We start from the raw sequence: 18,335 nt of genomic DNA, 5'->3' as shown, positions 1-18,335 counted from the left end.
GGGTGCCTGCATGTCAGGGGCGCTTGCCGTCGATGTCCGCGTCCAGGTCTTCGCCGCCGGGCTTGCCGTCCTTGCCCAGCGACTTGAGCTCGAAGCTGCCGTTGCCGGTGGAGCTATAGGCGTAGGGATTACCCCAGGGATCGACCGGCATGTCCGACAGATAACCGCCCGACGCCCAGCTGCTCGGCACCGGCGGGGTGCTCGGCCTCTCGACCAGCGCCTTCAGCCCCTGTTGCGTCGTCGGATAGTCACCATTGTCGAGGCGATACATCTTGAGCGCGGCCGAAATGCTCTTGATGTCGGTGCCTGCGGTCGTGACGCGCGCCTGGTCCGGGCGGCTGATGACATTGGGCACGATCAGCGCGGCGACGATGGCGATGATCGCCAGCACCACGATCATCTCGACCAGCGTCAGGCCGGCCTGCGCGGCCGGCACGGCGCGCACGCGCCGCTTGCGGCTTTGGGCCCGGACTGCCACGGTGTCGCTCACGCTGTCATGAAACTGTTGTGAAAAGATGCGCATCCCGGCCCCATGCGTTCGCCTGATGACTCAAATATGACCGTCGCTGCGGCCGACTCCGGCGCTGGCGTCTGGACGCTCGAGCGCGAACGTCGGATCATAGCCGATGCGGACGGGCCCGCAACCTTGCTGGTGCCGTCCGAGCGGCTGCTGCTGCTTGCCGTCGACCTGCCGCTTCCCAGCCGGTCGCAGCGGCTGGCGGCGCTGCCCTTCGCGATCGAGGACCGCATCGCCGATCCGCTCGACTCGGTGCATCTGGCGATCGGCGAGACGCTGGGACCGCAGCAGTATCTCGTCGCCGTCGTGCGCCACAGCGTCATGGCCGAATGGGTGGCGCTGGCAGAGGCGAACGGCCTCGGCAACGCCGCCCTGGTGCCGGACGCGCTCGCGCTGCCGCGTCCGGGGGAGGGCGCATGGAATGTCGCACAGCGCAACGGCCGCGCGGTGGTGCGTGCCGGCGACGGCACCGGCTTTGCCGTGCCCGCAGCACTGCTGCCCGCCGCCTGGGACGCTGCGGGCCGCCCCCTCGTCACCAGCTTCGGCGACGCGCTGCCCGACGCCTTTGCCGCTGAGCCTGCCGTGCCGCAGCCGCTCGGGATGACGCTGGCCGTGCCGGCGCTCGACCTGCGGCAGGGACCCTATGCGCGCCGCAGCGTCGGCTCGACCTTTGCGCGCAAGCTCGCGATGGTGGGGCTCGCCGCATTGGTCGCGCATGGTGTGATCGCTGCTGCCGACACGCTGATGCTGCGCGCCATCGCCGATCGGCGGGAGGCGGAGACGCGCACCCTGCTCGCCACGGCCGCCCCCGATCTCGCCCAGGCCGAGGATCTGCAGACCAGCATCGCCGACCGCCTGCCACGCGCCACCGGCGACAACCGCTTCGTGCCCGCGCTCGGGCGCGTTTCCGCTGCGCTCGCGCCGCTCGCGCCTGCCATCGCTGTCCGCTCGATCCAGTGGAGCGGCAGCCAGCTCGCGATCGACCTGGACGCTGGCGATGCGGGAGCCGCGGAACGGCTGCGCACCGCACTTTCGGGCGCGCGCATCGACGCGACGGTCACCCCCGATCCGGCCGGCGGCATCCGCGTGACGGCAGCCGGCGCATGATCATCCGCATCCCTGGACGCTCCCGCCTGGAAGCGAGCCTCGCCCGGTTCGACCGCTGGTGGAGCGGGCTCAGCCACCGCGAGCGCGTGCTGGTCGGTACGCTCGGCGGGCTGCTGGTGCTGCTGGTCGCGGTCTACGCCGTGGTGAAGCCGATCCAGGCTGCCCGCGCCGATGCGCGCGCCGACATCCGCCAATATGAGACGCTGAACGCCCGTATCCGCGCCGCCGGTACGCTGCGGGCCGCCCAGCCGCCGCTCGCCACCGGCAGCCCCGACGCGGTGATCGCCGCCGCCGCCGGTCGCGCCGGGCTCACCGTCCAGACGGCGCCGCTCGCCGCGGGCGGCTATCGCGCGAGCGTTGCCGACGGAACCTATGACGGCGTGATCCGCTGGGTCGACGAGGTCGCGCGCACCTCCACGCTCGGCATCCGCCAGGTGTCGATCGTACGCGGCGCGACTGCCGGCCGGGTTTCGGCCACCGTGGAGTTCGGCGCATGACCGACACGCTGCTTCTGGTCGAGGACGCACCGGCGGAGCGCCTGCCCTATGGCTATGCCCGCCGCGCCGGCGTGCTGCTGCGCCCGGGCGCCGCTGGCATGGAATGCCTTCACCGCACCAACGCGCCGCTGGACGCGCTGCTCGAAGTGCAGCGCATCGCGCCTGGCATCGCTTTTGTAAGCGTCGCCGACGACGCGTTCGAGACGGCGCTCGCCCAGGCTTATGGCGGCAGCAGCGCCACTACCGCCGCCGGCATCGAGCTGGCCGAACAGGACCTCGCCGCGCTCGCCGACAGTGCCGCCTCGGTGGACGACCTGCTCGACAGCCGCGACGATTCCCCGGTGATCCGCCTCATCAACGCGCTGCTCCTGGAGGCGGTGAAGGAACGCGCGTCGGACGTGCATATCGAGACGCAGGAAAAGCGCCTCGTCGTCCGCTTCCGTGTCGACGGCGTGCTGCGCGATATTGTCGAGCCGCAGCGTGCGCTCGCGCCGCTGCTGGTCAGCCGCATCAAGGTGATGGCGAAGCTCGACATCGCCGAAAAGCGCGTGCCGCAGGACGGCCGCGTGACGCTGCGCATCGGCGGCCATGACGTCGACGCGCGCGTCTCCACCATCCCGACCCAGCATGGCGAACGGGTAGTGCTGCGCCTGCTGGAGCGCGGCGGGCTCCGGCTTGACCTGCCGAGCCTGGGCATGTCGGAGCGCGACGTCAGCGTCTTTGCGCGATTGCTCGAACGCCCGCATGGCATGCTGCTGGTCACCGGCCCCACCGGTTCGGGCAAGACCACCACGCTCTATACCGCGCTCACCCGGCTGAACGATCGCCGCCGCAACATCATGACGGTCGAGGATCCGATCGAATATGAGCTGCCCGGCATCGGCCAGACTCAGGTCAATCCGCGCACCGACCTGACCTTCGCCCGCGGCCTGCGCGCCATCCTGCGCCAGGACCCCGACGTCATCATGGTGGGCGAGATCCGCGACCAGGAAACGGCGCAGGTCGCGGTGCGCTCGTCCATGACCGGCCACTTCGTGCTGTCGACGCTGCACACTAACTCCGCGGTCGGATCGGTTACGCGCCTGATCGACATGGGGGTCGAGCGCTATCTGCTCGCACCGATGGTGGTGGGCCTGGTCGCGCAGCGGCTCGTCCGCCGCCTCTGCCCCGATTGCCGGCGCGAGGACGTGGCGGGAGAGGGCGATGTGACGCTGATGGGCGGCGCGATCCGCGCGGGCGAGCCGCTGTGGCGTGCGAACGGCTGTGACGCCTGCCACGACGACGGCTACACCGGCCGCGCGGGTCTGTACGAAGTGGTCGCGGTCGACGACGCATTCCAGGCGCTGATCCACGACGGCGCGTCGGAGGCCGAGCTCGAACGCGCCGCCCGCCGCGACAACCCCTCGATGCTCGACGACGGCGCCGCCAAGGTCCGCGCCGGCATCACCACCGTCGAGGAAGTCGCTCGCGTGGTACGAGACGAGGGCTGATTTCCCTCGTGCTCCTGCGAAGGCAGGAGCCCAGAGCCAAGCAGCGCATCGTCCGTAACCCTGGGCTCCTGCCGGCGCAGGAGCCCGGTACCTATCGACGTTCCGTCATGCTGACGAAGGTCAACATCCGGACACGCAACGCTCGCGGGGCCAGCCGCAGCGGCAATGGATCCCGACCTTCGTCAGGATGACGCGAGGGCAGTGGTCTCACCGCACCACCGCCTCCCGCTCCAGTCTCGGCAGCGTCGGCGCGCCGCTGGCGTCGAAGCTCACCCGCTGGATGTGCGGCGCGCGCTTGCCCGTGCAGCCCATCCCGGCCGCGGTGTTGGCGTGATAGACCATCCACGTCGCTCCGCTCGCGGCCGTGAAGAACCCGTTGTGCCCCGGTGCGAACACGCCGGCCGAGGGCGTGGTCTTGAGGATCGGCGTCGCCGCCTTCTTCCAAGACGCGGCCTTCATCGGATCGGCATCTGCGCGCGCGCGCAGCAACCCCACCGCATAGCCGTCCGACCAGCAGGCGCTCCCCGAATAGCTCAGGAACAGGGCGCCCTTCGGCCCCTTCAGGAACGCCGGCCCCTCCAGGATCTGCCGCCCGCCCTGGCGCTCCCAGGCGCGGTCCGGCCGGGCGAGGATCGTCTCCGGCCCGGTCACCGTCCAGGGATTGGCCATGGCGACGATCGCCAGGTCGCTCTCGCTCCCGACATAGGGCGAATAGACGAAGTAGCGCTTCCCGCGGTGTTCAAAGGTCGTGCCGTCGATCCCCGGCCGCGCGGTCGCCACTCGGCCGCGGTCGACCCATGCGCCCTTCAGCGGATCGGTGGCGGCATTCTCCAGCACGAACACGCCGCGATGCGCGTCGTCGTCATGGCCCGCGGCGGCCGCGGTATAGTAGATGTACCATTTGCCGTCGATGCGATGCAGCTCGGGCGCCCAGATCGACTGCGCATTGGGGCCGCTCGCCTGCGGCCGCCACACCACCGTCTCCTTTGCCTCCGCCAACCGCGCCAGGTCGCGCGTCGCGCGGATCGCCAGCCGGTCGCCGAGCGTCGCCATATAGTAGAAGGTGTCGCCCTCCCGCACGATCCACGGGTCCGGCCCGCCGGGCAACAATGGGTTGGTCGCCGTTGTCGGCGCCGCCAATGCTGCCGCGCCGGGCGCCACCTTCGCCGCCAGCAACAGGACCGGCAGGATCATCCCGCGCAGCTTGCCCATCGCATCTCTCCTGTGTTTTGTTTTCGCGCAGCGTCATGCCGGAGCGACCGGGGTCCCTCAACCCGTCCCGCCGTCATCCTGACGAAACTACCCTTCGCCAACTGCTTCTCCGTGCTTCGGCGCCGGCAGGAGCACGAGCGAGGGCGAAGCGCCGCCGAAACCGCCCTTCCGAACGAAACCACGACACACCCGTCGCGTGCGCCTCTGTCCTACCGGCCCTGCTTGTGCTTTCGTCGGATCCGCCATGACTCGCCGCCTCGCACCCCTCGTTCATCTCGCCTGTCACAGTGCCGACACGGCTGGCGCTCAAGCGGTTGCGAGCCTCAACTTCCTCAACTTCCGCGCCTCCGAAAGCCTCGCATGACCGCCTATGCCTATCGCGCCGCCGACCGCGCCGGTGCCACCCGCAAGGGGATCATCGAGGCATCGAGCCCCGCCGCCGCCCGCGCGCTGCTGCGCGACCAGGCGCTGCTGCCGCTCTCTGTCGACATCGCGGGGGAGAAGCGCGCCTCGCTCGGATCGCTGCGGCTGCCGTCGCTGCGCAGGCGGGGCATCACCCCGCGCCAACTCGCCACCATCACCCGCCAGATCGCGACCCTGGTCGGCTCGGACGTCGCGATCGAGGAATCGCTGCGGCTCGTGGCGGCCCAGTCGGAACAGGCGGCGGTCAGCGCGCTGCTGCTCGACGTGCGCGCCGCGATCCTCGACGGGCGCAGCTTTGCCGCGGCCCTGTCGCGTCATCCACGCGCCTTTCCCGGCTTCTACACCGCCTCGGTCGCGGCCGGCGAACAGTCCGGCCGGCTGACGGATGTGCTCAACCACTTGGCGGCCTTCGTGGAAAATCGCCACGCCAACGGGCAGAAGCTTCAGCTGGCGCTGCTCTATCCCGCGCTGCTCGCCGCCGTCTCCTTTGGGATGATGGTGCTGCTGATGGTCTATGTCGTGCCCGACATTGTCCGTGTGTTCGTGTCGCGCGGCGCCGAGCTGCCATTCCTCACCCGTGCGCTGATCGCGCTGTCGGCATTCATCCAGAACTACGGTCTCTATGTCGCGGTGGGCGCGCTGGTGCTGGGGCTCATCGCCGGCCGCTGGGCAAAGGTGCCCGCCAACCGGCTGCGCGTCGACCGCTTCCTGTCCGAACGCCGCCCGTTCCGCCGCTTCAGCCGCCAGCACAATGCCGCGCGCTTCGCTGGCAGTCTTGCCACGCTCGTCGGCAGCGCGGTGCCGCTGGTCGAAGCGCTGCAGGCCGCCGCGGCCGTCACCCCCAACCGCTGGGTGCGGGACAAGGCGCTGGGCGTCGCCCACCGCGTGCGCGAGGGGCTAAGTCTCCGCGCCGCCATGGCCGAGTCGGAGGCGTTCCCGTCGATGCTGGTGGCGATCGTCGCCTCGGGCGAGTCGAGCGGCCGCCTGGCCCCCGCGCTAGACCGCGCCGCGACCGAGCTGGAACGCGAGCTCGACGCGCTGGCGGCGACGCTGGTCGCGCTGGTGGAGCCGCTGGTGCTGCTGCTGATGGGCGGCCTCGTGCTGCTGATGGTGCTGGCCATCCTGCTGCCGATCATCAACCTCAACAACCTGGTGACGATCTGAGGGAGGAGGGCACGACACTCCCCGTCATGCTGACGTTAGTCCGCGTCCAGACACGCACCGCTCACCCCTCCGGCCGGAGCGGCAGCGGATCCCTATAATTCACTCTCCACCGTCACCCCGGCGGGCAGGCCCGTGAACGGCAGCTTGGCCGCGCCGTCACGCGTCAGCGTCACCCGGTACCGACCATCCTCCGCCAGCACCGCGTCTACCAGCGTCTGGCGGCGCTGCGCCTGGGGGGCGAGGCGGATGCGCGTCTCGCGTCCGACATGCTCGGCGGTCAGGATCATCGCGGGTACCGCACTGGCGCTACCCGCCGGACGCGCGCTGCAGCTGCCGGAGTCGGACAGGATCGTCGCCTGCGCCTGCTGGCTGCCACCGCCCACTTCCAGCCGCGGCAGTTCGACCTGCATGGTCAGGTCGCAGGTAAAGGGCAGGTCCGGCGCGACCGCTTGCAGCAGCGTCGCATCCGCCGATCCGCTCACCCGGTCGAGCCGCACCGCGCCCGGCCACAGCAGCGCCTGGCCGCCCAGATCGGTATCCGGCCCGGTCGCCTGCCAGTCGACTGCGAACCCCAGGCTGGTCAGCGAGCGCAGCGGCGCCCAGTGCCACTCCACCTTGCTGCCGCCGGCCACGCCCACTTCGCCGTTCCAGATCGTCCCGGCGACACCGCTTCGCCAAGGGCGCTCGGCCAGTACCGCGCTTGCCGGCAGCGTGGCGATCATGGCGATGGCGAACGAGGCTATTCCCAAGCCCGCGAACGCGATAGACCGCCGCCGTGCCTGAGCTCGTGCCCCTTCCGGAAGTATCGCGGCGGCAGACGCTTCGCCTGCTGCGATCGACCCTCGTGCTATCGTCTGCGGCATGGGCCGCTGCTCCCTTGCTGGCGGCGCGGAAGGAAACCCGCCCCGTGGCCTTGCTGGTACCGCTGACCGGTGCCCATGCGGCGCTGGGCCTTAGCATGCAGCAAGCGGCGATGCTTCCGCAATCCGGCGCGGCCGGGGACAAGCCGATGCTGCGCGTGTTCGACACCGCCGGCACGCCCGCGGGTGCTGCCGCGGCGGCACGACAGGCGCTCAAGGCAAAGGCGGGATTGGTGCTAGGCCCCCTTACCGCCGCCGAAGTCCCCGCGGTCGTGCAGGCGGTGGGCGGGCGGGTGCCGGTGCTCTCCTTCTCCAACGACATGGCCCTGCGCAACAGCGGCGCGTTCCTGTTCGGCATCACCGCGTCACAAAGCACCCAGGCGGTGCTGCGCTATGCCCGCTCGCGTGGCGTGCGGAACCTCCTGGTCATCGGCGACGGAGGCGCCTGGTCGGTCGCCTCGATCGACGCGGCAAAGGCGATGGAGGCGGAACTCGGCATCACCGTACGCACCGTAACCGTCGCCCCGGGCACGCCGCTGCCCTCGGTCGGCGATCCGCCGGACGCGGTGCTGGTGCCGGGTGGCGGTGCGGTGCTGCTTGCCGCCGCCCGCGCGTTGCGCGACGCCGGCGTTCAGCTGCTCGCGACCTTTCAGGGTGTCGATTATCGGCCAGAGGCGCTGGCGGCGCTTGAAGGGGCGTGGATCGCCAGCCCGGATCCCGAAAGCTTCGAGAGTTTCGCGGGCGCCTATGCCGCGCGCAATGGCGGGCGGCCCGGTACCATCGCCGCGCTCGCCTATGACGCGGCCGGCATCGCCCGCCAGCTGCGCACGGCCGACCGGCTGAACCGCGAGGGGGTGCTGGGGGAGCAGGGCTTCGAATGCGCCACGGGCGCCGTGCGCTTTCGCACCGATGGCAGCTGTGCGCGCAGCTTCGCAATCCTGCTCGCCGGCCGCGACGGCTACTCCAAGGTGGCGGTGAGCCAGGGCGCGTGACTCAGCCCGTCCGGCACGGGGAGGGCGGCTTTACCCTCATCGAGCTGATGATCTCGCTGGGGCTGTTCGCGCTGATCGCGGTCGCGGGCGTGACGCTGGTGGACAGCATCCTTTCGGTCCAGGGCCGCACAGAGAAGCGGCTCGACCGCATTGCAGAGGTGCAGCGCGCGATGTTCGTGGTGGCCAGCGACTTTGACCAGCTTGCCGACGGACGGGTGCAGGGCAATGGCGGTCAGGTCGCCTTTCAGCGTGCCGCCCCGGGCTTCGGCGGCCCTCCGGTCGGTGTGACCTACAGCCTGGCCGGCGGCGTGCTGGTCCGCACTGTCGATGGCCGGGCACAGCGGGTGCTGGACGGCGTGCAGAACGCGCGCTGGCGCTATTTCGACGGCGGCTGGCTCGACGCCTGGCCGCCGGACGAGCCGCGTACCGATGCCTGGCCGCGCGCCGTCGCGGTCGAGCTCGCCGTATCGGCACCAAGCGGCATGGCTGGCACCGTGCGCCGGGTCGCGACGCTGCCGATCCGCCCGAGCGAACCGAAATGATACGGCGACCGCCGCCCGGCGAAGAGGGCATGATCCTCGTCAACGTGCTGATGTTCGTCGCGATCGCCAGCGGCATCGTGCTGTTGCTCATCAGTCGGGAGGAAATCGCGCTCGATCGCGCGATCCGCTCGCGGGAAGCGGCACGCGCGCTGGCGGTCGTGCGCGGCGGCGAGGCCTCCGCGCTTGTCGCCCTGCGTCGCGATGCTCGCGATGCGCCGGACGCCGACTATGCGACCGAACCCTGGGGCGCGATCGCCGACAGCGACGTGCCGATCGAGGGCGGCCGCTTCGACCTGGCGATCGCCGATGCGGAGGGGCGCTTCAACGTCAATCTGGTGCGCGGCGACGACCTGTCCGCGCAGCTGCTGTTCGCCAAGATCGCGCGCGCCGCAGGACTGGAGGACGCGCAGATCGCGATGGCGGTGGGGTTGATCGACCAATATGGTCCGATCAGCGATCTGCGTCCGCTGCGCTATTCGGGAGTCCCGCCGGAGATGGCGGACCGGCTGGAACGGCTGGCCACGGCGTTGCCGGGAAAGACGACCGTCAATCTGAACGCAGCATCTCCCGAACTCATGGCCGTCCTGTTCGGCGATCAGACGGTGGCCGACCGCCTTGCCGCGACTCGCGCGCGCCAAGGGTTCCTGTCGCTAGAGGATCTTGCCAGCGAGGGTGTGACGATGCCGCCGGGTGCGGCCCTGCGCTCCAACACCTTCTGGGTGCGCACCCGTGCGACGATCGGCGGCACCAGCCAGCAGGGCGCCACGCTGATCCAGCGGCTGCGCGGCGAAGATGGTCCCGTCGTCGTGCCCGTCGCGCGCTGGCGCAACGCGTCGATCCCGCCCGGCGCGCCCGTCTTTCCGCCGCCGAAGCCTGGGCGTTAGAACTTCGCGATCAGCGCGACGCCGCCGATCATCAGCACCGCGCCCGCCATGCGCCCGATCCCGGCCTGGTGGACGTCGAACCCCATCCAGCCGAAATGGTCGAGCACCAGGGCTGCCACTGTCGAGGCGGTGACGATCAGCGCCACGAACAGCCCCGCACCCAGCTTGGGCGAAGCATAGACGGTCGCCAGCACGAACACGATGCCGAGCACGCCGCCGGTCCACGCCCACCACGGGGTCTGCGCGATCGCCTGTCCGCTGGGCAGGCGTTCGCCGGACGCCAGTGACAGCACCAGCGACACGGAAAGGGTTACGACCGAGACGATCGACACCGTCCACAGCTGCGTGCCGAGCGCCTTTTGCAGCGCGTTGTTGGTTCCCGACTGGAGCGCGCTGGTGATCCCGGCACCGGCCGCGAACAGGACGAAGAGCAGGTACATGCCCTTAGCCCCGTACGGATCGGGCGAGGGATGGGGCGGCGCTGGATGCAGACAATCGGCTTCTCCCTCGGATCGTCCGCCAGCAACCACCGGCGCGGGCAAATGATCCGAGGGAGCAGGCGCTTAGTGAATCGCCTCGCCCAGCATCAGCGCGCGGACATAGCGGACCGGCGGCGATCCATGCGCCAGCACCGCATCATTGTAGCGCTTCAGGTCGAACGCCGCGCCTTCGCGCGCCTCCACCGCGGCCCGCAGTTCCTGGTGCTCCGAATAGCCGACGAAATAGCTCAGGAGCTGGGTGGAGGAGAGGCGCGCCCGCGTCCACTTGCCCGCGGCCTCGCGCTCCTGCTGGAACGCGCCCTGCATCATCAGCTGCATCGCCTGCGCCTCGGTCATCCCCTCGGTATGGATGCCGATGTCGAGCAGCGTGTTGGTGATCGAGCGCAGCCGCATCTTGAGGACGGTGAGCTTGAACAGCGGATCGCCATTCAGATAGCCTTGGTCGGCCATCATCCCCTCGGCATACACCGCCCAGCCCTCGATGAACGGCCCGGAGGCGAGCACCGCGCGCAGCATCGAGGGATATTCGTTGGCGTGCGCGATTTGGAGATAGTGACCCGGCATCGCCTCATGCACGCTCAGGTCGTGGATCATATAGTCGTTGTATTCGCGCAGGAACGAGTTCGCCTGTTCCTCGCTCCACCCAGCCGGGATCGGCGACACGGCAAAGAAGGTGCCGAGCTGCTTTTCGAACGGCCCGGGGCTGTCGCAATAGGCGACGGCCACGCCCTGGCGGAACTTGGGCATCTCGATGATCTGCACCGGCGTGTCGGGCACGGAGACCAGGTTCTTCGCGCGTGTGAACTCGGTCGCCTGGCGCAGCGTCTTCGTCGCTTCCGCGATCACCCCGTCACGCGTGGGGTGCCTGGCATAGGTCAGCTCCAGCGCCGCCTCGATCGCCTGTTGCTGCTGGTCCGCGGTGGGCGAGGCGGGAAGCGCCGGCGCGTTCGGCTTGCCGGCCAGCACGGTGCGCGCGATCGCGTACATCTCGCCACGGGCATCCGCCTTTGCCTTCAGCGCCCGGGCCTTGATGTCGGCGCGCGTAAGATCCGTCACCAGCGCGAAGCGGAGCTTCTGGTCGTAGCGTTCCGCGCCCAGGCGGAAGTCGCCCTTGGCCTGCGGCACCAGCACCGTGTCGAGCCATTTCTGCTGGTCGGCCACTGCCGTCTTCAGCGTCGCGAGCGCGGCGTCGAACCGCTGCTGGTCGGCCGCCGGCAATTCGCCCTTGTGCGGCGCCAGCATGGCCTCGGCGATCTGCAGCACGCCCGAATTCTGCTGCGACACCGTCTTTGCGAACACCTCCGGCACGCGTGCGGGCACCAGGCTGGCGCGCATCTGCCGGTAGAGCGCGGGGACCTTCTCCATCCGTGCGGTCGCGGCGCGCAGCCGCTGCGGCCATGGCGCGAAGTCGCGCGCGGCCAGCAGGTAGAGCCCGCCCGAGACGGACTCGTTGGCACCCTGCGGATCCCATTCGTGCGGCTTGAGCGTCTCGATCGTCCAAAGCTGATAGGCGAGTTCGTTGGCGAGCAGCGCCGCATCGACCTGGTTCTCGCGGCTGAGCTTGCTGCGGTCGATCCGGGTCAGGTCTGCCTGGGTGCGCTTGAGCGCCGCCACTTCGCGTGCACGACCTGCGGCGGACAGATCGTCGACTTCCGCATCGAAGCGATGGTCGCCCAGAAAGGTCGCATAGGTCGGACGCAGGCGCGCGATCTCGTCCAGGAACCGCTTGCCCAGTGCCTCGAACGCAGCGTCCTGCGCCGGTGCGGCAGCGGGCGCTGCAGGCGTGGCGACAAGGGCGCTGCCGGGCAGCGTTGCCCCGGCCAGGAGCAACAGGGCAAACAGACCAGAGCGCATCGGCGACCTTCCACAAGCTTGAGACGGCCCGGTCTATGCAGCGGGCGCGGTCGCGGCAAGCGAAGCGGAGGGTCAGGCGGGCCTGGTGCGGCCGCTCAGCTCGTCCCCGGCCTCACGGTCGAAGCGCAGATTGACCAGCAGCGCTGCGAACGAGATCGTGGTAACCGTCCAGAAGGCCGCGGAAAAATCCGCAAAGGCGGGGCTCGCATGGCCAGTCACGCCCATCGACACGTGCAGCGCGACGCTGGCGGTACAGATGCCCAGCGACAGCATCAGCTGCTGAAAGGTCGAATAGAAGCTGGTGGCAGTACTCATCCGCTCCTTGCCGATCTCGTCATAGGCGATGGTGTTGTAGGCAGTGAACTGGAACGACATCAGAAAGCCCGAAAGCACCAGCACCGCAAAGATCGCCGGTAGCGGCCAATCGGGCCGGAACAGCCCGCAGGCCGCATAGGCAGCCGTGCCCAATACCCCCATCACCACCAGGCTGGAGCGGAAGCCGAAGCGGTGCAGCAGCCGCCGCGCCACGCCCTTCATTCCGAACGAGCCAATCGCGGTGGCAACCGTCATCCCGCCGCTCTGCGCGGCGGTCAGGCCGAAGCCAAGCTGCATCATCAGTGGCAGCAGGAACGGCTGCGCGCCTTGCGTGATGCGGGTGAGCGAGCCGCCGAGCACCGACAACCGAAAGGTGGGCACCCGCATCAGCGACAGATCCAGGATCGGGTGCTCGGCTTTCCGCGCGTGCAGCACGTAGAACAGCCCGGATACGGCGCCGATGGCGATCAGCGGCGCCGCGATGTCCGCGCCTTCCGACCGGCTCGTCATCTCGAACCCCAGCAGCAGGCAGCCGAGCGCCGCGGCCGACAGCAGGAAGCCTCTGGTGTCGAACGGCTGCCGTTCTCCCTCCCGAATGTCGGCGATGAACTTGCCGACCAGCAGGAAACCCGTGATCCCGATCGGCAGGTTGAGCCAGAAGATCCAGCGCCAGTCGGCGTAGGTGACGATGAAGCCGCCTACCGGTGGCCCCAGGATCGGACCGATCAGGGCGGGCATGATCAGCCATGACATCGCCGACACCATGTCGCGCTTGGCGACCGATCGCAGCAGCACCAGGCGCCCGACCGGCATCATCATCGCGCCGCCGACGCCCTGGAAGAATCGCGCAATGGCCATGATGGGCAGATTGGGCGCCAGCCCGCAGGCGAGCGAGCCGAGCACGAACACCGCGATGGCGGCGCGAAACACCCGGCGGGCACCGAACCGGTCGGCCACAAAGCCCGAGGCGGGGATGAACATGGCAAGCGCGAGCAGGTACGAGGTGAGGGCGATGCTCATTTCCGGCGCACGCACGCCGAAGTCGCGCGCCATGGTTGGCAGCGCAGTCGCCAGCACGGTCGCATCTAGATTTTCCATGAACATCGCGCAGGCGATGATCAGCGCGACCGTACGGTAGTTGGCACCCGGTGTCTCACCGCCCTGCTGGTCGGTGGTCTGCGCAATCCGGTCGCCGGCAGGCACGATGCCGTCGCGCACTTCGGAGTTGACGGAAGCGATGCCGCGACGCCGCGGACGAAGAAGGTGCCGCGGATCGAGCCCGTGCGGGAGGTGCAAAGACATGAGGCTGCTATCTGGCGTCTCGCACCCGGGATGCAATGCTGCGCATGCGAAAAGGGGCATGCGTTGGAGCCCTTGACCTCGCCCTGGACGGCAGCACTATGCTGCGAGAAGGGCGGGAACCAAGGAAGGGAATTGATGCGTCACGCGATCGTTGCGGTGGCTTGCGGAGCCGGTCTGGTAGCGTCCGGGTTTGCGCAGGGACGACCGGCGGGTCGGGACGCACGGGCTTCGGCTCCCATGGATGCGCTCGCCGAGACTCTTCTGGCGCTGGCGCCGGCGGCAGATGCCAACGCTACGCCGACGATCGAAACGCTCCGTGCGCAAGCCTCTCCGATTCGGTGGAAGGAGGTGCGTTCTTCCGCGGAGGAGCCGCTCCGGAATCTAGGCACGCTGGCGGGCGGCACCGTGCTGGCGCCCACGTCTGCACAACCGCCGGAACTCGTCTTCGACTGGGATGGTCCGCCCGGACATCCGTTCGGCTTCAACCCCGTCGAGGCGCTGCGGAACAAGGGCTTCACGGTGCGGGCGCTATACTGCGCGCCGATGGTATCCGAAGGAACGAATTACTTCCTGGTCGCGGCACCGGGCAAGCGGCCGGGCTTCCTCTCGGTCTACGCGTTCGATGCGCCCATGGCGATCTCGATCGCGAGCTGGTCGATCCGCTACCGGTTTGATGGCCACATTCCCTCACTCGCCGAGGTGCAGGCGGAGGGCGATACCGAGGCGAGCACGGATTGTTCGACGGAGACGTTCGGGCCGGTCGAGCAGATCAGCCATTCTGCCGCGCAAGCGCTCGCGGGGAGCAGGGCGCCCGCGCTCAGATGACATGACGGAAGCCCGGCGCGGTACGCGTCAGGCCGCATGCTCCCCAGAGGGGGATGATCTCATCGATGTCTTGGAAGAAAATGGTCGGGGAAAGAGGATTCGAACCTCCGGCCCCTGCGTCCCGAACACAGTGCTCTACCAGGCTGAGCTATTCCCCGACCGATGCCGTCCCAGTCGCTGACCGGGGGGCAGGCGGCGGCTTATATCAGCGATTTCGCAGGTGGCAAGCGCCTGTTTTGCGCTTTTCTGGCGTTCGCGCGCCGGTGATCGCGCGCGCCCTCTTCGCATCGACCCGGTCGGGTGCTAACCGCGCGCAATCATGGCGACAGAACTCAGCAAGATCCGCAATTTCTCGATCATCGCGCACATCGACCACGGCAAGTCGACGCTTGCGGACCGGCTGATCCAGCGCACCGGGGGCCTCTCCGAGCGGGAGATGTCCGCGCAGGTGCTCGACAACATGGAGATCGAGAAGGAGCGCGGCATCACCATCAAGGCGCAGACCGTGCGCCTGGAGTGGAAGGGCCATGTCCTCAACCTGATGGACACGCCCGGCCACGTCGACTTCGCCTACGAAGTGTCGCGCAGCCTGGCGGCATGCGAAGGCGCGCTGCTGGTGGTGGACGCCGCCCAGGGCGTGGAGGCGCAGACGCTCGCCAACGTCTACCAGTCGATCGAGCACGATCACGAAATCATCCCGGTCATCAACAAGATCGACCTGCCTGCCGCCGAGCCCGAGCGCGTGAAGGTGGAGATCGAGGACCTGATCGGCCTCGACACCTCCCACGCGGTGCTCGCCTCCGCAAAGGCCGGGATCGGTATCGAGGAAATCCTCGACACGGTGGTCGAGCGTATCCCTGCGCCCAAGGGCGATGCGGATGCCCCGCTCAAGGCGATGCTCGTCGACAGCTGGTACGACCCGTATCTGGGCGTGGTCATCCTGGTCCGCGTGATCGACGGGACGCTGAAGAAGGGCCAGCAGATCAAGTTCATGAACGCGGGCACCACCCATCTGGTGGACCGCGTCGGCTGCTTCCGGCCGAAGATCGAGCAGTTGACCGACCTGGGGCCGGGCGAAATCGGCTTCATCACCGCGCAGATCAAGGAAGTCGCGCAGACCGCGGTCGGCGATACCATCACCGATGCCAAGCGCCCTGCCGCCGAAGCCGTCCCGGGGTTCAAGGAAGTGCAGCCGGTGGTGTTCTGCGGGCTGTTCCCGGTCGACGCCAACGACTTCGAGAAGCTGCGCGAATCGATCAGCAAGCTGCGGCTCAACGACGCGAGCTTCAGCTTCGAGATGGAGACCAGCGCGGCACTGGGCTTCGGCTTCCGCTGCGGTTTCCTGGGGCTGCTCCACCTGGAGATCATCCAGGAGCGGCTGACTCGTGAGTACGACCTCGACCTGATCACCACCGCGCCGTCGGTCGTGTACGAGATCGAGCTGACCCATCCCGATCCCGCGGGCGTGACCAAGATCGACCTCCACAACCCGGCCGACATGCCGGATCCCAACAAGATCGCGAGCATCAGCGAGCCGTGGATCGAGGCGACGATCTATGTCCCCGACGAATATCTCGGCTCGATCCTGAAGCTTTGCCAGGATCGGCGCGGCATCCAGAAGAACCTGACTTATGTCAGCGGCCGTGCGCAGGCCACCTACGAGCTGCCGCTCAACGAAGTGGTGTTCGACTTCTACGATCGGCTGAAATCGCTGTCGAAGGGCTATGCGAGCTTCGACTACCAGCAGATCGGCTATCGCGAGGGCGACCTCGTCAAGATGAGCATCCTGGTCAACGAAGAGCCGGTTGATGCACTGAGCATGATCGTTCACCGCGGCACCGCCGAAGTGCGCGGCCGCGGCATGGTCGAGCGGCTGAAGGAGCTTATCCCGCGCCACCTGTTCAAGATCCCGATCCAGGCGGCGATCGGCGGCAAGGTGATCGCGCGTGAGACGATCAGCGCGATGCGCAAGGACGTGACCGCCAAATGCTACGGCGGCGACGCGACCCGCAAGCGCAAGCTTCTGGAGAAGCAGAAGAAGGGCAAGGCGAAGATGCGCGAGTACGGCTCGGTGCAGATTCCGCAGGAAGCCTTCATCGCGGCGCTCCGCATGGGCGACGAGCAATAGCCTCGCCGTCCTGCTGACGGCGACAGGCGCGGCTTAAGCGGCGTGAAGCGTTGGTTCGGCGTGGTGCGCCCGGTCGCGGCCGGCGTGCTTGGCGGCGAACAGCGCCCCGTCCGCTTCATGGTATAGCTGCTGCCAGTCGGTCTCGTCGCCAAGCGGGCCGATGCAGCTGCCGATGCTGGCGGTGACCTCAAGCGCATAGGGCATGGGTGACAATCGCACTGCAGTCAGCAGTGCGTCGGCATCGAGCGCGGCGCGCGCATCGGCCAGGATCACAAATTCCTCGCCTCCCATGCGTGCGATCAGCGTGCCCGGCGGCGTCGCCCGGCGCAGGGTCCGGGCAATCACGCGCAGCACCTCGTCGCCGCCGTCATGGCCAACCGCCTCGTTGACCTGCTTGAAGTGGTCGACGTCGAGCACGAGCAACTGCTGGTCGGTCGCGCGGCCAATCGCCTGGTCGAGGAAGGCGCGGCGATTTAGGAGGCCGGTGAGCGGGTCGGTTTCCGCCAGGCGACGGGTGCTGATTTCCTGATTGACCGCCGTGTCGCGCTCGATGCTGAGCAGGCGGATGCGATAGGCGATCGCCAGGCCGGTGAGCAGCGCTTCCGAGGTCATCGCCGGCACGGTCGAATTGTCGACCCAGAAGTTCCACCGCATCAGCCCGAAATTGGCCGAGATCCGCAGCACCGCCATCGCAAGCGGCGACGCCCAGGTGAGGGCGAACAGCCACAGATAGTTGCTGCGCCGTCGCCATGCTCGCCACAGGAACGGCACCACCACGGCGGTCAGCGAGACGAACATCAGCGAGAACATCGGGTCAAGCGTGCGGATCGCGACCGGCGCCAGCAGCAGGAGCAGCAGGCCCAGCACCAGCATGGCCACCATCGCCACCTCGGTCACGCGGCCGACCCAGCCCTGGAAGATCCTCGCCTCGAAGAAGCTGCGGCTGAACGCCAGCGCCGCCGCTGCGGTCCAGGCAAGCAGCACATAGTTGACGGTGATCCGCTGATTGTTGGCGATGTCGGGCAGCAGCCAGGCAAGTGCACCCGACGACGAAAGGGCATAGCCGGCCAGGCACAGCAGCATCGCGCAATAAGCGAGTTGGAAGCGGTGGCGCAGCACCTTCCACAAGGCCAGATTGTACACGATCAGGGCCAGACACAGCCCCAGGAAGCCGGCGTACACCGCCGTCAGGGTCAGCGTCTCGCGCTCCGCCCGGCTGCGCGTCACGAGCTTGGCGCCGACCACCAGGCCGCGCAGGTTGGCCGCGTCCTCCACCCGCCACAACAGGCGGGTGGCAGCCGCGGCGCGATTGGGAAGGGCGAACTCGACCAGCGCGCCCATCTGGATGCGGCGCGTCAGTCCCTGCTGATCGGCACGGAACGACGCGATGTGACCGTCGGCGTAGAGGATGTGCAGCACCACCGCGCGCTGCCACAGACTGCCCATCCGCAGTCTTAGCGGCTCCTCGGCGCTTCCCTGCAGCGTCAGCGGAGCGGACATCAGCCAGAAGCTGCCGGGCCCCCAGTCGCGCTGGGGCCTGGTGCAGTTGAACCGATCGGGCCGGGCAAACAGCGCGCGCGGGTCAAGGTCGGCCGCCCCTTGCAGGACGCAGGTGGCAAGCGGCTCCTCGGCAAGCGATTCGGCGGATGCTGGCGTGAGCGTGACGCTCGCCAACAGCAGTGCGCACAGCATCCGCGCTATTCGAATCAGGCCCCCGGTCACC

The 18,335-nt window shown here is 68.7% G+C and carries 16 protein-coding genes and 1 tRNA gene; 9 read left to right on the top strand and 8 right to left on the bottom strand.

From position 1 onward, the window contains the following. Positions 1-13: 13 nt before the first annotated feature. A complete protein-coding gene (gspG, locus tag LK533_RS14295) occupies positions 14-478 on the bottom strand; it encodes a type II secretion system major pseudopilin GspG (RefSeq protein ID WP_324255307.1) in 465 nt (154 codons plus the stop codon). Positions 479-556: 78 nt separating this feature from the next. On the opposite strand from gspG, the gene gspL reads away from it, so the two are divergent. The 3 genes from gspL to gspE are packed head-to-tail and all read left to right on the top strand — an operon-like array spanning position 557 to position 3,611. Beyond that, complete coding sequence (gspL, locus tag LK533_RS14290) at positions 557-1,624, top strand: type II secretion system protein GspL (protein ID WP_229363750.1); 1,068 nt, start codon at positions 557-559, stop codon at positions 1,622-1,624. Then, complete coding sequence (gene gspM, locus LK533_RS14285) at positions 1,621-2,121, top strand: type II secretion system protein GspM (RefSeq protein ID WP_229363749.1); 501 nt, start codon at positions 1,621-1,623, stop codon at positions 2,119-2,121. Before gspL ends, gspM begins: the two co-directional genes overlap by 4 nt. After that, a complete protein-coding gene (gene gspE / locus LK533_RS14280; protein ID WP_229363748.1) occupies positions 2,118-3,611 on the top strand; it encodes a type II secretion system ATPase GspE in 1,494 nt (497 codons plus the stop codon). Before gspM ends, gspE begins: the two co-directional genes overlap by 4 nt. Before the next feature lie 207 nt (positions 3,612-3,818). On the opposite strand, the gene LK533_RS14275 is transcribed toward gspE, so the two are convergent. Continuing rightward, entirely contained in the window at positions 3,819-4,823 is a 1,005-nt protein-coding gene (locus tag LK533_RS14275) for a family 43 glycosylhydrolase (RefSeq protein ID WP_229363747.1), read from the bottom strand. 360 nt (positions 4,824-5,183) lie between these two features. Here LK533_RS14275 and LK533_RS14270 point away from each other — a divergent pair, with 360 nt between their 5' ends. Continuing rightward, entirely contained in the window at positions 5,184-6,410 is a 1,227-nt protein-coding gene (locus LK533_RS14270) for a type II secretion system F family protein (protein ID WP_229363746.1), read from the top strand. Positions 6,411-6,502: 92 nt separating this feature from the next. Here the strand turns inward: LK533_RS14270 and gspN are convergent, their stop codons facing one another. After that, positions 6,503-7,132, bottom strand: coding sequence for a type II secretion system protein N (gene gspN, locus LK533_RS14265; protein ID WP_229363745.1), 630 nt, complete (start codon positions 7,130-7,132; stop codon positions 6,503-6,505). Positions 7,133-7,317: 185 nt separating this feature from the next. On the opposite strand from gspN, the gene LK533_RS14260 reads away from it, so the two are divergent. Genes LK533_RS14260 through LK533_RS14250 form a run of 3 tightly spaced genes read left to right on the top strand, consistent with a single transcriptional unit; the run spans position 7,318 to position 9,688 of the window. Next, a complete protein-coding gene (locus tag LK533_RS14260; protein WP_229363744.1) occupies positions 7,318-8,262 on the top strand; it encodes an ABC transporter substrate-binding protein in 945 nt (314 codons plus the stop codon). Beyond that, the gene (locus LK533_RS14255; RefSeq protein ID WP_229363743.1) at positions 8,259-8,804 is read left to right on the top strand and encodes a type II secretion system protein GspJ; all 546 of its coding nucleotides are present in this window, start codon (positions 8,259-8,261) and stop codon (positions 8,802-8,804) included. The genes LK533_RS14260 and LK533_RS14255 overlap by 4 nt, the downstream gene beginning before the upstream one ends. Next, positions 8,801-9,688, top strand: coding sequence for a general secretion pathway protein GspK (locus LK533_RS14250; RefSeq protein ID WP_229363742.1), 888 nt, complete (start codon positions 8,801-8,803; stop codon positions 9,686-9,688). Before LK533_RS14255 ends, LK533_RS14250 begins: the two co-directional genes overlap by 4 nt. Here LK533_RS14250 and LK533_RS14245 read toward each other — a convergent pair. From LK533_RS14245 to LK533_RS14235, 3 genes are all read right to left on the bottom strand, one after another. Continuing rightward, the gene (locus LK533_RS14245; RefSeq protein ID WP_229363741.1) at positions 9,685-10,128 is read right to left on the bottom strand and encodes a DMT family transporter; all 444 of its coding nucleotides are present in this window, start codon (positions 10,126-10,128) and stop codon (positions 9,685-9,687) included. The genes LK533_RS14250 and LK533_RS14245 overlap by 4 nt on opposite strands. Before the next feature lie 123 nt (positions 10,129-10,251). Continuing rightward, positions 10,252-12,042 (bottom strand): DUF885 domain-containing protein, encoded by a 1,791-nt coding sequence (locus LK533_RS14240; RefSeq protein ID WP_229363740.1) that lies wholly within the window; start codon positions 12,040-12,042, stop codon positions 10,252-10,254. A 72-nt stretch (positions 12,043-12,114) separates the two neighbouring features. Then, complete coding sequence (locus tag LK533_RS14235; RefSeq protein ID WP_229363739.1) at positions 12,115-13,659, bottom strand: DHA2 family efflux MFS transporter permease subunit; 1,545 nt, start codon at positions 13,657-13,659, stop codon at positions 12,115-12,117. Positions 13,660-13,896: 237 nt separating this feature from the next. Here LK533_RS14235 and LK533_RS14230 point away from each other — a divergent pair, with 237 nt between their 5' ends. Beyond that, on the top strand, positions 13,897-14,484 hold the full coding sequence (locus LK533_RS14230) for a hypothetical protein (RefSeq protein ID WP_229363738.1): 588 nt from the start codon (positions 13,897-13,899) through the stop codon (positions 14,482-14,484). Positions 14,485-14,565: 81 nt separating this feature from the next. Here the strand turns inward: LK533_RS14230 and LK533_RS14225 are convergent. Then, a tRNA-Pro gene (locus tag LK533_RS14225) sits at positions 14,566-14,642 on the bottom strand. 161 nt (positions 14,643-14,803) lie between these two features. On the opposite strand from LK533_RS14225, the gene lepA reads away from it, so the two are divergent. After that, positions 14,804-16,612 (top strand): translation elongation factor 4, encoded by a 1,809-nt coding sequence (lepA, locus tag LK533_RS14220; RefSeq protein WP_229363737.1) that lies wholly within the window; start codon positions 14,804-14,806, stop codon positions 16,610-16,612. 33 nt (positions 16,613-16,645) lie between these two features. On the opposite strand, the gene LK533_RS14215 is transcribed toward lepA, so the two are convergent. After that, complete coding sequence (locus LK533_RS14215; RefSeq protein WP_229363736.1) at positions 16,646-18,334, bottom strand: diguanylate cyclase domain-containing protein; 1,689 nt, start codon at positions 18,332-18,334, stop codon at positions 16,646-16,648. Between the last annotated feature and the right edge of the window lies 1 nt (position 18,335).

It is taken from the genome of Sphingomonas sp. PL-96, from assembly GCF_020707215.1.
GTDB lineage: Bacteria > Pseudomonadota > Alphaproteobacteria > Sphingomonadales > Sphingomonadaceae > Sphingomonas.
This window is presented reverse-complemented; position numbering and strand designations above follow the sequence as displayed.